Annotated in this window: 15 protein-coding genes; 8 read left to right on the top strand and 7 right to left on the bottom strand. The window is 70.5% G+C overall.

Annotation, left to right across the window (positions count from 1 at the left end; genetic code table 11):
• Positions 1-18: 18 nt before the first annotated feature.
• The 7 genes from RDV84_RS07915 to RDV84_RS07885 all read right to left on the bottom strand — a co-directional run bounded on the left by RDV84_RS07915 (position 19) and on the right by RDV84_RS07885 (position 7244).
• Positions 19-666 carry a hypothetical protein gene (locus RDV84_RS07915; RefSeq protein WP_057949559.1) on the bottom strand — a complete coding sequence of 216 codons (648 nt, stop codon included), beginning with the start codon at positions 664-666 and terminating at the stop codon, positions 19-21.
• Positions 663-1508 (bottom strand): type III secretion system inner membrane ring lipoprotein SctJ, encoded by an 846-nt coding sequence (gene sctJ / locus RDV84_RS07910; protein WP_057949560.1) that lies wholly within the window; start codon positions 1506-1508, stop codon positions 663-665. Before sctJ ends, RDV84_RS07915 begins: the two co-directional genes overlap by 4 nt.
• A gap of 32 nt (positions 1509-1540) precedes the next feature.
• On the bottom strand, positions 1541-1957 hold the full coding sequence (locus RDV84_RS07905) for a hypothetical protein (protein ID WP_091800212.1): 417 nt from the start codon (positions 1955-1957) through the stop codon (positions 1541-1543).
• Between the two features lie 161 nt (positions 1958-2118).
• Positions 2119-2508: a hypothetical protein gene (locus RDV84_RS07900; protein ID WP_197414790.1), complete on the bottom strand. Its 390-nt coding sequence runs from the start codon at positions 2506-2508 to the stop codon at positions 2119-2121.
• A 197-nt stretch (positions 2509-2705) separates the two neighbouring features.
• Positions 2706-4139, bottom strand: a complete 1434-nt coding sequence (locus RDV84_RS07895; protein ID WP_309152999.1) for an FHA domain-containing protein — start codon at positions 4137-4139, stop codon at positions 2706-2708.
• Between the two features lie 131 nt (positions 4140-4270).
• Positions 4271-6310: an FHIPEP family type III secretion protein gene (locus tag RDV84_RS07890; RefSeq protein WP_057949563.1), complete on the bottom strand. Its 2040-nt coding sequence runs from the start codon at positions 6308-6310 to the stop codon at positions 4271-4273.
• Between the two features lie 421 nt (positions 6311-6731).
• Complete coding sequence (locus RDV84_RS07885; RefSeq protein ID WP_309152998.1) at positions 6732-7244, bottom strand: flagellar biosynthetic protein FliO; 513 nt, start codon at positions 7242-7244, stop codon at positions 6732-6734.
• 157 nt (positions 7245-7401) lie between these two features.
• On the opposite strand from RDV84_RS07885, the gene RDV84_RS07880 reads away from it, so the two are divergent.
• The 8 genes from RDV84_RS07880 to sctT all read left to right on the top strand — a co-directional run bounded on the left by RDV84_RS07880 (position 7402) and on the right by sctT (position 14068).
• Positions 7402-8532, top strand: coding sequence for a sensor histidine kinase (locus tag RDV84_RS07880; protein WP_309152997.1), 1131 nt, complete (start codon positions 7402-7404; stop codon positions 8530-8532).
• Positions 8533-8585: 53 nt separating this feature from the next.
• Positions 8586-9167 carry a hypothetical protein gene (locus RDV84_RS07875; protein ID WP_309152996.1) on the top strand — a complete coding sequence of 194 codons (582 nt, stop codon included), beginning with the start codon at positions 8586-8588 and terminating at the stop codon, positions 9165-9167.
• A 13-nt stretch (positions 9168-9180) separates the two neighbouring features.
• Positions 9181-10134, top strand: a complete 954-nt coding sequence (locus tag RDV84_RS07870; RefSeq protein ID WP_309152995.1) for an XVIPCD domain-containing protein — start codon at positions 9181-9183, stop codon at positions 10132-10134.
• Between the two features lie 110 nt (positions 10135-10244).
• Positions 10245-10850, top strand: a complete 606-nt coding sequence (locus RDV84_RS07865; protein ID WP_309152994.1) for a response regulator transcription factor — start codon at positions 10245-10247, stop codon at positions 10848-10850.
• Positions 10843-11940: a type III secretion system cytoplasmic ring protein SctQ gene (gene sctQ / locus RDV84_RS07860; RefSeq protein WP_309152993.1), complete on the top strand. Its 1098-nt coding sequence runs from the start codon at positions 10843-10845 to the stop codon at positions 11938-11940. Before RDV84_RS07865 ends, sctQ begins: the two co-directional genes overlap by 8 nt.
• A gap of 3 nt (positions 11941-11943) precedes the next feature.
• Positions 11944-12861: an EscR/YscR/HrcR family type III secretion system export apparatus protein gene (locus RDV84_RS07855; protein WP_309152992.1), complete on the top strand. Its 918-nt coding sequence runs from the start codon at positions 11944-11946 to the stop codon at positions 12859-12861.
• Between the two features lie 111 nt (positions 12862-12972).
• Positions 12973-13239 (top strand): type III secretion system export apparatus subunit SctS, encoded by a 267-nt coding sequence (gene sctS / locus RDV84_RS07850; protein ID WP_057949570.1) that lies wholly within the window; start codon positions 12973-12975, stop codon positions 13237-13239.
• Positions 13240-13273: 34 nt separating this feature from the next.
• Positions 13274-14068, top strand: a complete 795-nt coding sequence (gene sctT / locus RDV84_RS07845; protein WP_078997028.1) for a type III secretion system export apparatus subunit SctT — start codon at positions 13274-13276, stop codon at positions 14066-14068.
• Positions 14069-14106: the final 38 nt, after the last annotated feature.

Here is a 14106-nt window from a genome sequence, read left to right as displayed (position 1 = left end):
CGGAAATGAGGCGCGCGCTCAAGCGCTCAGCGGGCGCGCGCCGTGATGGGTGTGCAGCCGCTCGACCACGTCCGGCGGCAGGTGCGCGACCAGCGCCGGCGCTTCGTCGTGCAGGTGGCGCGGCAGCAGCAGGCGGGCCCAGTCGGCCAGGCCGGGGTCGCGGCGCTCGGCCCACAGCCGCAGTTCGGCGCGGCCGCGCAGGTCGAGCAAGGCGTACAGCGGCGCATCGTCGGCCGCGCGCAACGCGCGGTCGAGGTGCTCGCCCAGCTGCAGGGCCAGTTGGTTCTGCACCTTGCCGTCCCAGACCTGGCTGTCGAGCGCGAGCAGGTAGGCGTTGTCCAGCGCCTGCTTGAGCCGACGCACCGGCTCGCGCCGCACTTCGGCGCGGATCGCCGGAGCGTAGGCCAGCGCCCCCAGGTCGCGCACCAGCCGCTCCACCCGCGCGCGCGGCCAGCGCAGCGCGGCGGCGGCGAAGCCCGCGCCCGGTTGCGGCGCCAGCAGTGCCGGCGCGGCCTCGGCGGCGAGCCAGGCGCCGAGCAGGCGGCGGCCGATCGCGCTCTCGCGCCCGGCCGCCAGCAGTTCCGGGGCGATGCGCTCGTCCTCGCCCAGACCGTGCCAACTGGCATCGGTCTCGGCCAGAACCGCGCGCAGCGCCGCGGCGCTCATCCGTTCCACACTCCGCCGCGCGCGTTGCTCTGCGGCGGCGGCTGCGACGGCGGGAAGAAGCGCGAGCGCAGGCGGCCGAAGAAGAACGCCGCGATCGCCAGCAGCACCAGCACGCCGGCGCCGATGATCACCGCGCTCAGGTCGATCGAGCCGATCACCGCGTTGAGCGGGCCGGCGGCCTGGTGCACCTTCGGCGGCGACTGCACGGTGAAGAACTTCACCGTGACCTTGTTGACGTCGTCCAGGCCCTCGACGCTGTCCTTGACGAACACCTTGATGTCGGTCTCGCGGTCGCGCAGGCTCTGGCCCGGGCGTTCGAAGATCAGCACCGAGGCCGAGGAATCCTGGACGTTGCCGCCGAGCGGGTCGCGGTCGGGCAGGGCGATGTGCACGCGCGCCTCGACCACGCCGTCGATCCGGGTCAGGGTGCGCGAGAGTTCCTGCGACAGGCCGTATAGGTAGCGCGCCTTCTCTTCCAGCGCCGAGGAGGCAAAGCCCTCCTTCTTGAACACCTCGCCGAGCGAGCGGTACTGCGCACGCGGCAGGCCGCGCGAATTGAGCACCTGCATCGCGTAGGGAATGTCGCCGCGGTTGACCATGACCTCCCAGCCGGTCTTGCTCGGCGAGGGGTCCTTCTCGGCGGGAATGCCCGCATCGAGCAACGCCGCCATCAGTTCGTTGGCCTGCTGCTCGTCGAGTTGGCTGTACAGCGGCGTGCGCGTACACCCCACGATCAGCAGGCAGGCCAGCAGGGCCGCCAGAATTCTTCCCGCCTTGAAGCCGGCCGCCTTGAAACAGGCCGCTTTGAAGCCGGCTGCGTTGACGCCTGACGCCCTACCCATGCATCCCCCGTGTTGTGATGTGCCTTGCGTTGTTACGACTGCTGGCGGAACAGCTGCTGGATGCCGTCGGACGTGCGGTTGGCGACGTTCGAGGTCAGCTGCGAGGTGAACATGAACTGGTGGCACTTCATGGTCATCTGGATCATCTCGCCCGGGGTCAGTTCGGCGGCGTTGGCCGAAATGCTCTGGCTGGCCTGGCCGATGCTCTCGGCGCCGCCGTTGAGGTTGTCCAGCGCCGCCAGCACCGCGCGGGTGCCTTGCGACGGTTCGGCCGCGCCGGCCTGGGCGACGCCGCCGGCCTGCACCCCACCGGCGGCACCCGGCGCCGAACCGCGGTCGAACGCGGCGGCGAACTCGCGGATGTCGTAGGCGGAGGCCTGCGGCGACTGCGCCGGCGAAGCGGCGGCCGGTTGCGCGGCTTCGGCCGCGACTTGAATGGCTTCGATCATGAACCTGTCTCCTGCAACGGTAGGTTCGACAGCGTTGGGTCGGTACGCATGCGGGCCTGGCCCGGCTTACGACGCCAGCGCCGCCGCGAAGGCCGCGGGCGCCCGGACACGGGGTTCCGGGCGCCGCGACGGCAGGCGGCAGACGTCGGGCCGCGCGCCGGTCAGTTCTTCGACGCCAGCTTCTCGATGCCCTGGGCGACCGAGTTGATCGAGGTCGAGGCGCTGTTGGAGATGAACTGCATGCGCAAGCTTTCCGAGGTCAGCGAGATCATGCTCGACGGCGTGTCGTTGCCGCCACCGATCGAACCCGACAGTTCGGTGATGCGCGAGGCCTGCGCGTCCATGGTCGAGCCCCAGGCCTTGGCCATCGCGGCGTACCAGCTGTTGCTGCCGCCCGCGCCGCCGCCGGCCGCGATGCCGCCGCCGCCACCGCCGCCGGCCGAACGCGAGCCCTTGCCGTTGCCGATGGCGTCGTTCTTGTTGACGTCGGCGATGAAGGTGCCGACCAGGCCGGCGGTACCGCCGGCGCCGTTGATTGCGTTGTTGCTCATGACGTCTCTCCTGCTCGTTTGCGGCCAGGCCGCGCAATGGCGTGGAACAACGGATGGCACCGAAAACTTGTCGCGAAACTTGACGCCTATCGCAGTTATTCAGGTCTCAGCGGGCGATGGGTGCAAGGTGCCGAGGTTGGATTAGATCGGCGCCGCGCGGGTGAAACCAGCTAGTGCTGACCCTGGGGTCGCCCTGTTCATTGTCGACTCCCCGGCCGCGGCGGCGCTTCGGCGACGGTCGGACGCGCGCTCGCCGACGGCTTCGCGGCGCTCGGCGCGGCAGTGGTCGGCTTGGCGGCGCTCGGCGCGGCGGCATTGGCCGCCTGCGGCGCGGCCGGAGCCGGGGCCGGCGTCGTACCCGCGGGCGCGGCCGCCGTGGCCGCGGCATCCGTGGCCGGCGCCGCGCCGCTGGCGAGGGCCAGTTCCTCGGCCGTCAGCGGCTGCGCCTTGATCTGCTCGCTCACGCCGGTGGTCTTGTTCAGCGCCCAGGCCTTGTCGCCGATCGCGATCAGGTCGCGTCCGTCGGGCAAGGTGTCGCCGACCGCGTAGTCGGTGCCGTCGATGTCGGTCACGTGCGGGCTGTCGCCGCGCACGATCTTGACGATCCGGGTCGGCGGCACCGGCGCGGCGGGCTTGGCCGGCTCGGCCGTGGCGACCGCCGGGCCCGCCGGCGCGTGGCTCTCGTCGAGGTTGCGCGGGACCACCCGGCGCACGCCGTTGACGTCCTGCATCGCGCGCGAGGCGATCGCGCGCTGGAACTGCGCCGGATCGGCGAAGCGGCCGCTGACCTCGACATCGCCGTTGCCCAGGTAGCGGGTCTGCACCGCCAAGCCCTGGCTGCGCAGCACTTCGCGCACATCGGCGGCGATGTCGTCGCCGGTGCGCAGCTCCAGCCGCGCCTCGACTTCATCGGTGGCCAGGCGCTTGCGGATCGTCTCGCGCGTGGCCGCGTCCTTGACCGTGCCCGACAGCACCAGGGTGCCGTCCGGGCTTTCGCTCAGGCGGCCGCCGGCGATCGAGAATTCCTTGATCAGCGGCTGCGCCAGTTCCAGCGGCGAAGGCTTCTTCTCGAAGCCCGGCATCACCGCCGCGGCGATCGCCACCGACACCAGCGACAGCGCGGCGAGGCCGGCGATCAGCGGCAGGTGGCGCATCGAGGTCTTGGCCGGACGCACCGCGTCGGCGAGGTTGGGCAGCATCGTCGCCCAGCCCGGGTCCTCGGCCGCGCCGACCGCGAACGAGGCGCCGCCGAGGTCGACCCGCTGCATCGGGCCCAGCTCGGCCGGATCGCCGGGATTCAGCGTCTGGCCTTCGATCCGCAGCGGCGCGTCGAGCGCGCGCAGCGAGACCGTGCCGCCCATGCGGGTCAGAAAGGCGTGGCGCGGGGCGACGTTGGGATCGGACAGGACGATGTCGCAATCGCCGCTGCTGCCGATCAGCACCGTTTCCTGCGCCGACAGCGGACGGCTGCCGCCGGTGTGCAGGCCGGAGACGATGCGCAGCACGCTGACCGCCGGCGCGGCGGCGCGGATGCCGTCGCCGGCGCGCGGCGGCGGCGAGGGCGCTTCGGCGGCGCGCGGCTCGCCCGCCTCAAAGGCGCCCTCAGGCGTGGAATGTGGATCGTGGGACATCATCGCGATGACTCCTGTTCAGACGCCGCCGCCGAAGGCGGGGCGCGCGGCCGGGACGCGCGATACGCGCGGGCCGATCGGCCGATGAATGGGGGAAAGGACGCGCTCCGCGCTGTGCATGCTCATTCTCCTCAGGCGTTGACCTGGCCTGCCTGCACGATCCGCAGATCGGGCGCGAGTTCCTGGTAGGACAACACCGGCAGTTCGAAGAAATCGATCTCCAGCAGCTTGCGCAGGTGGCGGCGAACGTCCAGTGAACACAACAGCACCGGCTTTATGCCTTCGCCCTGTCGCGCCAGGTGCGAGCGCACCTCCGCGCCCAGCCGCCCGGCCAGTTCCGGCGAGATCGCCAGCTGGGTCGCGCCGCCGGCCACGCGCACCGACTGGCGCAGGCGGTCTTCGAGTTCCGGATGGATCAGCAGCACCTGCATGGTGCGTTCGCCGTCGGCGTAGCGGTCGGCGATTTCGCGCTTGAGCGCGACGCGCACGTATTCGGTCAGCAGGACCACGTCCTTCTCGCGGCCGCCGACGTCGGTGATCGCCTCGAACGCATCGCGCAGGTTGCGGATCGGCACGCCTTCCTCGACCAGCCGGCGCAGCACGTCGGCCACGCGCTGCGGCGCGACCACGCGCAGCATTTCCTTGACCAGATCGGGATAGTCGCGCTGCATCCGCCCGAACAGGTTGGAGGCTTCCTGGATGCCGATGAAGCTGCCCAGGCGCCGCTCCAGCGCGGCGCGGCAGTGCTCGCTCACCGTGGCCAGGCCGTCGCGGATGTCGGCGCCGGCCTGGCCGGTCCATTCGCCGGCCAGCGGCGGGAAGAAGCCCGGCAGCTTGGGCGCGTTGGCGTCGCCGGCGCGGGCCGGGCGGAACTGCGCGTTCGGCGACAGCCGGCCGAACGCCAGGCGCGCGCCGAACGCGGTCAGGCGATAGCCGCCGAGGCCGTCGTCGCCGTCGAGGTCGGGAGAAATCTTCAGCGCCGGCACCGGCAGCGGCACGCCGTATTCCTCGCGCAGGCGCCGCGCGATCTCGACGATGCGGGTGCGCGCGGCGTGCTCGCCGAACGCGGCCGCCAGCGACGGCGCCAGCTCCAGCTGCAGCGGCGCGGGCGGCGCGATCTCGTCCTCGTTGACGGTCTTTTCCTCGGCCGGACGCTCGCCCTCGGGCACCTTGAACGCGCGCCGCAGCACCGGGTGATGGTGGCGATAGCGCCAGGCGGCGAAGCCCAGCAGCACGACCGACAGCATCAGGAACACCAGCTTGGGGAAGCCGGGCACGAACGTCATGCCGAACGCCAGGAAGCCGGTGATCAGCAGCACGCGCGGCTGGCCGGAGACCTGGCGCGTGATCGACTCGCCGAGGTGGCGGTCGTCCTCGTCGCCGGCGGTGCGGGTCACCACCAGGCCCGCGGCGATCGTCGCCAGGATGGCCGGGATCTGCGAGACCAGGCCGTCGCCGATGGTCAGGATCGAATAGGTGTGGGTGGCGTCGGCGAGCGGCATGCCCTTCTGCAGCACGCCGATGGCCAGGCCGCCGAGCAGATTGATGATGATGATGACGATGCCGGCGATGGCGTCGCCCTTCACGAACTTCATCGCGCCGTCGAGGCTACCGTGCAGCTGGCTTTCCACTTCCAGCAGGCGGCGCTTGCGCTTGGCCTCGTCCTTGTCGATCAGGCCGGCGCGCAGGTCCGAGTCGATCGACAGTTGCTTGCCGGGCATCGCGTCCAGGGTGAAGCGCGCGGCGACCTCGGCCACGCGCTCGGCGCCCTTGGCGATGACGATGAACTGGACCACGGTGATGATCAGGAACACCACGAAGCCGACCACCAGGTTGCCGCCGGCGACGAGACTGCCGAAGGTTTCGACGATGTGGCCGCCGTTGGCTTCCAGCAGGATCGAGCGGGTGATGGCGATCGACAGCGACAGCCGGAACAGCGTGGTCAGCAGCAGCACGCTGGGGAAACTGGAGAACGCGACCGGGGTGGGGATGTACAGCGCGATCAGCAGCAGGCCGAAGCCGATGGCGATGTTGACCGCGACCAGGGTGTCGATGATCGCCAGCGGCAGCGGCAGGATCATCACCCCGATGATGGTGACCGCGGCGAAGGCCAGCACCACGTCGCTGTAACCCGCGCGCCGACGCGGTTGCGCGCCGGAGGCGGTGGCCATCCAGGAAGTCAGCAGTCCACGCATTCGTTCGCCCCGAAAACCCTTAGGAAATCCCGCTCCCCGCGGGTTCGCGCCCGGCCGGGGCCGGCGCGGCGGCGACCGCCCCGCGTCGCGCAAGCGATCCGCGCGCAGCGGCCATGTGATCGGCTAGGCAGTATGAAACGTCGAAGGCCGTCACTGCTTTGCCATGTATCCCTGAGCACCTACGCATGGCGCTGTCCTCGACACGATGCCGGTCCGGACGGCCGATACTAAGTGCAATTTGTCATCTCTTGTGTGAACGAGCCGGTTCCGCGCGCGGCGCGCATGAACTCACGCGTTCTTCATTCCCCGGCGCTAAATTTCGCCCGCATTCGTCGTTGTTTTTGTGAACTCGTGCGCAATTGCACCGACGCATTCGTCTAACGTAAGCGCGAAACGCTCACGATTCGCGCTCCGCGGGGGAGGTCGCGGGCGAGGCGGGAACCGCGGTCGCGGCGACGGTTGCCGATGCAACGGTCTGCTCGGCCGCGGCCGGTACGGCAGCGCCCAGCGCGGCCGCCGCCGGTGCAATGTCGGCCGGATCCAGTTCGGCGATCAGGTTCAGCGATTGCCCGGCCACGCCGACCGCAAGCGCGCGGCCGCTGCGGGTGCGCAGCACCACGATCCGCTCGCGCGGGCCGATCGGCAGGACCTGCAGCACCGTCAGCGGCGCATCGCGCGCGGTCAGGCCGTGGCGCTTGCGCAGGAAGTACAGCACCGCGACCAGGCCGCCGAGCACCACCGCCACCGGCAGCACGATCGCGACAAATTCGAGGAACAGCGACGGCGGCTGCGCAGCGGCGGCCGGCGCGGCAGCCGCCGCCGGCTTCGCGGCCGGCGCGGCGGCTTGGGCCAGCGCGGCCAGCGGCGCGCAGGCGGCGATGAGGCACAGGCGAACGGCAGAACGCAGCAAGGGCAATGTCGGCATGGCGATTGAGTGCGCAACCCGGTTCAAGAACGGACGAAACGAACGACCCGCCGCGCGACTGCGGCGGCGGCGCGCGGCGACATACCCTAGCAGCCCCGCGCGGCTTCACGCCGCCGGGCCGCGGCGCGAGGGACGCTGAGGCATGGCCCGCTCGCGCTCCGCCGGTTCCCGCACGGTCTCTCCGACCGAATCCAAGCCCGATCCCAAGGCCGCTGCGGCGGCCGACTCCGCCGCCGCGCGCGAGGACGCCGGCCTGCTCGCCGCGGTGCCGTTCGCCTGCGCGGTGTTCGCCGAAGACGGCGCGCTGCGCGCGGCCAACGCGCGCTACCGCGCCGAGTTCGGCGAACTGCCCGAGCACGAGCGGCGCGAGGCGCTGCTCGCGCGCCTGCGCGGCGAGGCCCGCGACGGCGCGCGCCCGCGCGAGGTGCGCGCCCCGCACAGCGGCCGCTGGTACGCGCTGCACTGGGGCCGGGCCGAGCACGCCGGCGCGGCCGCCGACGTGCTCACCGCGGTCGACATCAGCGAACGCATGGAGACCCTGGCCTCGCACAAGAGCCGCCAGGAGAAGCTGTTGTTCACCTCGCGCATGATGTCGGTCGGCGAGATGGCCGCGACCCTCGCGCACGAACTGAACCAACCGCTCGCGGCGATCATGAACTACGTGAACGGCAGTCTGCGCCTGGTCGAACAAGCCGGCGGCCCGGTCCAGGTCGAGCGCGCGCTGCAGGCCGCGCGGACCCAGGCCGAGCACGCCAGCGCGGTGATTTCGCGGGTGCGCGAGTTCGTCCGCGCGCGCGAACCGCGGCGCGACGCGCACGAGCTGGCGCGCATCGCCGAGACCGTGCTGGAACTGCTGCGGCTGGAAGCCGAGCGCCTGGACCTGCGCATCGAACTGGGCCTGCCCGAGGCGCTGCCGCCGGTGTTCGCCGACCGGGTCATGGTCGAGCAGGTGCTGCTGAACCTGGTCAAGAACGCGATCGAGGCCATGCGCGAGATCGCCCCGGAGCGGCGCGAACTGCGCATCGACGCGCGCCTGAACCTGGACGAGCAGGTCGAAGTGCGCGTCTGCGACCGCGGCGCCGGCCTCAGCGCGGCCGAGCAGGACCAGCTGTTCTCGCCGTTCTTCACCACCAAGACCGACGGCCTCGGCATCGGCCTGGCGATCTGCCGCTCGATCATCGAGTACCACGAAGGCCGGCTGTTCTTCGAACCGCGCGAGGGCGGCGGCAGCGTGTTCGGGTTTACCTTGCCGCGTTACGAGGCGCGGGGATGAGGGTTGCGCGCGCTAGGCTGGTCCCGGGTTCGAACGCCCCTGGCAGGCAGGACATGACAAAGATCACGACCGTCGGCGCCGAGCGCCGGGTTATATCGTGGCTCCCCTCGGGGCGGGCGGCGTTCGCGCCCGGCGCCCGCCCAGCCTTCAGGACCGTTTCGTTCGTGAATTCCGCCCGCGCGCTCCGACCGGCCCTCCTGGCGTGCATCGCTGCGCTTTGCTGCGCCTGCGCGCACGCGCGCTCCAACCCGCCACCGGCGCCCGAGGCGCTGGAGGACATCGTCGTCGCCGAACCCGCGGCGGCGGACGATATCGACTATGTCTTCAAGATGTCCTGCCGGGACTCGCCCGGCTTGAAGCGGCGGCACGTCGTGGTGGAAGGCTATGTCACCTCGGACAACGCCCGCGAACAGCGTTCCGGCCTGAGCGCCCTGGTCATCGACGGAGTCGCCCTGGACGCGCTCGCCTTGCGCGAGATTAACCGCGAATTCCCGCCCGATGCGGTACAAGATCGCCCTTGGATGCGGTGCGATCGGGGCACGATCGAATTCACCGTGCCGTACAACAACGCCGACAAGCGCGGTAGGGTCCGGTTCAAGATCGACAGCGATCGCCAGATCGAACTCGTTCCCTGAGGAAAGGATTCCCATGTCGACCGTCCCGACTCCCATAGACCAAAACCGGATCGACGCCCTGGCGTCAGAGGTCACGCACCGGATCCTTTCGCAGCCCGATTACAAGCAAAACGAGTACGTCGCGGTCTTGTATCGCGACGACAGCGGGGAACTGAAAGCGACGCCATTGTTCGGCACCGGCCACACCGACCGGGCGCCGTTGGGCCGAGCCTTGGCGGCGGCCGGCGGCAACGACCGCGTGGTCGGCGTGGTGCACAACCACCCGCCGTCGATCGTGGCTACGGCGTCCACCTCCGACCAGGACGAAGCCCGCGATATCAACAAGTTGCCGTCGGACAACGACTGGAGCGGCGCGCGCAAGGTGTTCAGCGACCGCGACGACGTCACTTACTACCTGCTCGGCCCGGACATGGCGCTGCGCAAGTACGACTACCAGGACAATGCGGCCTGGGACCGGAAGAACGATCACGAACATTGGGATCGCAACCGCAGCCGGTTCGAAACGGGGCCCCAATTGCAAGTCGAACCGGCGCCCGATCCGCGCGCGCCCGATCATCAGGACCACGCGCTTTACCGGCAGATCCTCGAAAAAACCCAGGAAGCGTACGAAAAGGCGGGCCGTCCGGCGGCCGAAGGCGAGCATGAACGCGTCGCCGCGAGCCTGCTCGCGGAAACCAAGCGCGATCACCGCGGCCAGTTCGAACGGGCCGACGCGGTGGTGTTCAGCGTCGACCCCAAGTCCGGGGAAGTCGGTCGTCGCATCTTCGTCGTGCAAGGCGACCCGTCGGATCCGGCCAGCCTGCGCAGCGACGCGAAAACCACGGATGCGGCCCGGCAGCCGCTGGAGCAGTCTTTCGACAAGGTCTACGACGCCAATCAACGCCTGTTCCTGCAACAGCACGAGCGCGGCGACGTAGTGCAAGTGCCCCAGCAATCGGCTCCCTCCGCGCCCGCGCCGGCGCGCTGAACCGAGAACTCTCGCGATATGTCCGCTCATCATCCACCCGCTCCCACGATCCTCGCGCCGCGCCGCGGCCCGGCCTTGCCGGGCGCGCGCAGCACCGGAGGCCACGCGCCATGAGCGAAGCCCGCATCTACCTGGTCGACGACAACGACGGTTTCCGCGAGTCCACCGCCTGGCTGCTGGAGACGGCCGGGTTCGAGGTGCAGGCGTACGCGTCGGGGCCGGCGTTCCTGGACGCTTACGGCCACGAGCGCCACGGCGGCGGCGCGCAGTGCCTGGTCTCGGACATCCGCATGCCGCTGATGAGCGGGCTGCAGTTGCAGGAAGAGCTGCGCCGGCGCGGGATCGGCCTGCCGCTCGTGTTCGTCACCGCCCACGGCGACGTGCCGCTGGCGGTCGAGGCGATGCGCAAGGGCGCGGCCAACTTCCTGGAAAAACCCTTCGGCGACGAGGCGCTGATCGAGGCGATCCGCGCCGCCGTGGCCCACGCCCGCAGCCACTCCGGCGGCGGCGAGGCCGGCGACGACCGCCTGGCCCGGCTGAGCCCGCGCGAGCGCCAGGTCATGGACCTGGTGGTCGCGAGCAAGCCGAACAAGATCATCGCCGACGTGCTCGGCATCAGCGTCAAGACCGTGGAACTGCATCGATCGAACATGATGAACAAACTCGGGGTACGCTCGCTGCCCGAACTGATGAAGGTGGCGCTGGGCCATGGCTGATACGCAAGCGGACATCGGCGCGCCGGCGCGCGCCGGCGAAGACCTCGCCGCGCGCGCGCAGCCGTTGCGCGGCAAGGTGCCGGCGCTGCCGCTGTGGCAGGCGCAGGCGCTGTGCGCGTTCTTCGGCGCGCCGCAGCGCTGGCCGCTGCGCGAAGGCGGCGGCTGGCTGGAGTTCTTCCGCGCCGGGCCGATCGACGGCGAAACGGTGACGCTGGAAGGCGACGGCGCGCGGGTGCGGCTGCAGCTCGACAGCGGCCTGGCGCTGGACGCCGATACCGGCCTGCATTGGAGCGGCTATCGCGGCCGCTCGCGCGTGCTGGCCTGGAGCCTGGCCCACGAATCGCAACTGATGAAGCTCAGCCAGGCGCTCGACGTGGCGCTGATTCCGGTGGTCGACGACGGCGCCGCCTCGCTGCGCGAGCTGCAGGCGCGCGGCGGCGAAGACGACGGGCTGTGGCTGGGCTTCCGCATCCTCGACGGTGCCGGCCAGGCGCGTTCGCGCGGCCACCTGCGCATTCCGCCGGGCTGGGTCGACCGGCTGCTGCTGCGCGCCGAACCGTTCGAGCGCGCGCGCGGCGACGGCGAGCAGTACCGCGACTGGTCGCAGCTGCCGGTGCCGGTGACGCTGAGCTGGGACGGCCCGAGCCTGCGCTACGCGCAATGGCGCCAGCTGCGCGCCGGCGACGTGCTGGTGATCGGCAACTACCAACGCCCGCCGCCGGTGCGCGCGCTCGCGCCCGGGCTGGCCTGGCCGCTGGCGCCGGTCGCCGACGGCTGGCGCATCGACGGCGCGCCCCTGACCCTTTCCACGCACCAGGAGACATCTGCGATGAGCGATCCCGAATCCGCCGCCGACGCGCCGGAGGCCGCGACCGGGCCGGACGTGCCGGTCCGCCTGGAATTCGACCTGGGCCGGCTGGAATGCCGCTACGAAGACCTGGCCGGCTTCCAGCCCGGCTACGTGTTCGCCCTGCCCTCGCGGCTGGAAGGCGCCAACGTGGTGATCCGCGCCAACGGGCGCGATGCGGGCCGCGGCGAGATCGTCGCGGTCGGCGAAACCCTGGGCGTGCGCCTGCTCTCCTGGAGCTGAGTCATGGATTTCAGTTCGTTCTCGCCGGCCCTGGTGCTGCTGACGGTGGTCAGCCTGGCGCTGGCGCCGTTCGTGGCGGTGATGGTGACGTCCTTCACCAAGATCGTGGTGGTGCTGAGCCTGCTGCGCAACGCGCTGGGGCTGCAGCAGGTGCCGCCGAACGTGGTCATCAACGGCCTGGCGATCGTGTTGTCGATCTACGTGATGTATCCGGTGATCCTGGAGACCCACGACGCGATCAACGCCAGCGCGAACGGGACCACGGTGGCGGCGACGCAGACGCCGCCGGCGGCTAACGCGACGACCGCGACGGGTGCGGCACCGGCTGCAGCGCCCGCGGGCGCGGCGGTTCCAGCCGCGGGCAACGCCGCGCCGGCCGCGGCGGCGGCCACCACCGCGCCCGCGGCGGCGGCATCGAGCGCCCCCGCGGCGAACGCGGCCGCGACCGCCCCCGCCGGCGCGCAGCCCGCGGCGGCGGCGAAACGCCCGGCGCCGACGCCGTCCTCGGTGCTCGGCGGCAAGATGGACGCCGCGCGCCTGCTGCAGCTGATGGACGCCGGCAAGGAGCCGCTGCGCAAATTCCTGATCAAGCACTCCAGCGATGCCGAGCGCGCGTTCTTCCTGCGCAGCGCCCAGCGCCTGCTGCCGCCGAACGCGCGCGCCGACATCGGCGTGGACGACTTCATCGTGGTGATCCCGGCCTTCACCGTCAGCGAACTCACCGCCGCGTTCCAGATCGGCTTCCTGATCTTCCTGCCGTTCCTGATCATCGACCTGGTGGTGTCGAACATCCTGCTCTCGCTGGGCATGATGATGCTCTCGCCGACCACCGTGTCGCTGCCGTTCAAGCTGCTGCTGTTCGTGTTGATCGGCGGCTGGGCCAAGCTGGTGCACGGCCTGGTGCTGACCTACGGCGGGTGAGTCGGCGGGACCGGGGACCTGGGACCGGGGACCCGTAGTGCGCCAGATCTGCCAGGCTTTTGCGGGACCCGGGTCCCCGGCCCCCTTTCTCCGGAACAACGAGTCCTGCTCATGGGCGACATGCTGGAACTGACCAAACAGGCCCTGTGGCTGACCCTGCTGCTGTCGGGTCCGCCGGTGCTGGCCGCGGCCGTGGTCGGCCTGGTGGTGGCCTTCATCCAGGCGGCGACGCAGTTGCAGGAGCAGACCTTCGCCTACGCGATCAAGTTCACCGTGATCGTGGTGACCCTGTTCGTCACCGCGTCGATGATCGGCGGCACCCTGTACACCTTCGCCGACCGCATCTTCCTCGATTTCCCCGGCATGATCCGGCACTGATGCGCGCGACGATGCGCGACGCGGGCGCGATGCGATGACCCTCGACATCGACAGCGGCGGCAACCTGCTGCTCGCGCTCGGGCTGGTGCTGCCGCGTGTGCTCGGCGCGTTCATGATGCTGCCGCTGATCACCAACGAGAACATGCCGCCGCTGGTGCGCAACAGCTTCATGGTCTCGCTGGCGATCATCGCGATCCCGGTGGCGATGAACGGGGTGCCGCTGAACCAGCTCAACGCGCTGCAGTTCGCGCCGATCGTGCTCAAGGAGCTGTTCATCGGCGTGTCGATCGGCTTCGTGTTCGGCATGGTGTTCTGGGCGATCAGCGCCGCCGGCAACGTCATCGACACCCAGGTCGGCATGACCCTGGCGCAGGTGTTCGACCCGATCCAGGGCCACCAGGCCTCGCTGCACGGCAACTTCCTGTCGCAGTTCGCGACCTGGCTGTTCATGGCCAGCGGCGCGTTCCTGGTGTTCCTCGACCTGCTGATGGCCAGCTACGCGATGTGGCCGGTGGTGTCGTTCTTCCCGACCCTGCACGCGGCCGGCATGGAGCTGTTCGTCGGCCAGTTCAGCTATCTCACCACCGCGCTGCTGGTGCTGGCGGCGCCGGCGATGGTGGTGCTGCTGCTGATCGACCTGTCGTTCGGCCTGGTCAACCGCTTCGCCCCGCAGCTCAACGTGTTCACCATCACCATGCCGATCAAGGCCTGGCTGGCGACCTGGATCGTGCTGCTGATGCTGGGGGTGTACGTCGAGATCGTGCTGGAGCGCATCTCCGGCAATCGCGGCTTGATCGAGGCCTTGAACAAGGCGTTCGGCGGGGCGTAGCGGCGCGGCATGCGCTTTTTGTAGGAGCGGCGCGAGCC

It is taken from the genome of Lysobacter yananisis (genome assembly GCF_031199375.1).
GTDB lineage: Bacteria > Pseudomonadota > Gammaproteobacteria > Xanthomonadales > Xanthomonadaceae > Lysobacter > Lysobacter yananisis.
The sequence above is the reverse complement of the archived record's forward strand: the minus strand, read 5'-3'. Positions and strand labels throughout refer to the sequence as shown.

What these genes read in the sequence shown, in the direction of transcription:
- sctT (WP_078997028.1), top strand. Translation starts at nt 13,274, where the DNA reads ATGACCCTCGACATCGACAGCGGCGGCAACCTGCTGCTCGCGCTCGGG.
- RDV84_RS07915 (WP_057949559.1), bottom strand. Translation starts at nt 666, where the DNA reads ATGAGCGCCGCGGCGCTGCGCGCGGTTCTGGCCGAGACCGATGCCAGT.
- RDV84_RS07855 (WP_309152992.1), top strand. Translation starts at nt 11,944, where the DNA reads ATGGATTTCAGTTCGTTCTCGCCGGCCCTGGTGCTGCTGACGGTGGTC.
- sctS (WP_057949570.1), top strand. Translation starts at nt 12,973, where the DNA reads ATGGGCGACATGCTGGAACTGACCAAACAGGCCCTGTGGCTGACCCTG.
- sctQ (WP_309152993.1), top strand. Translation starts at nt 10,843, where the DNA reads ATGGCTGATACGCAAGCGGACATCGGCGCGCCGGCGCGCGCCGGCGAA.
- RDV84_RS07870 (WP_309152995.1), top strand. Translation starts at nt 9,181, where the DNA reads ATGTCGACCGTCCCGACTCCCATAGACCAAAACCGGATCGACGCCCTG.
- RDV84_RS07865 (WP_309152994.1), top strand. Translation starts at nt 10,245, where the DNA reads ATGAGCGAAGCCCGCATCTACCTGGTCGACGACAACGACGGTTTCCGC.
- RDV84_RS07890 (WP_057949563.1), bottom strand. Translation starts at nt 6,310, where the DNA reads ATGGCCACCGCCTCCGGCGCGCAACCGCGTCGGCGCGCGGGTTACAGC.
- sctJ (WP_057949560.1), bottom strand. Translation starts at nt 1,508, where the DNA reads ATGGGTAGGGCGTCAGGCGTCAACGCAGCCGGCTTCAAAGCGGCCTGT.
- RDV84_RS07880 (WP_309152997.1), top strand. Translation starts at nt 7,402, where the DNA reads ATGGCCCGCTCGCGCTCCGCCGGTTCCCGCACGGTCTCTCCGACCGAA.
- RDV84_RS07900 (WP_197414790.1), bottom strand. Translation starts at nt 2,508, where the DNA reads ATGAGCAACAACGCAATCAACGGCGCCGGCGGTACCGCCGGCCTGGTC.
- RDV84_RS07905 (WP_091800212.1), bottom strand. Translation starts at nt 1,957, where the DNA reads ATGATCGAAGCCATTCAAGTCGCGGCCGAAGCCGCGCAACCGGCCGCC.
- RDV84_RS07895 (WP_309152999.1), bottom strand. Translation starts at nt 4,139, where the DNA reads ATGTCCCACGATCCACATTCCACGCCTGAGGGCGCCTTTGAGGCGGGC.
- RDV84_RS07875 (WP_309152996.1), top strand. Translation starts at nt 8,586, where the DNA reads ATGACAAAGATCACGACCGTCGGCGCCGAGCGCCGGGTTATATCGTGG.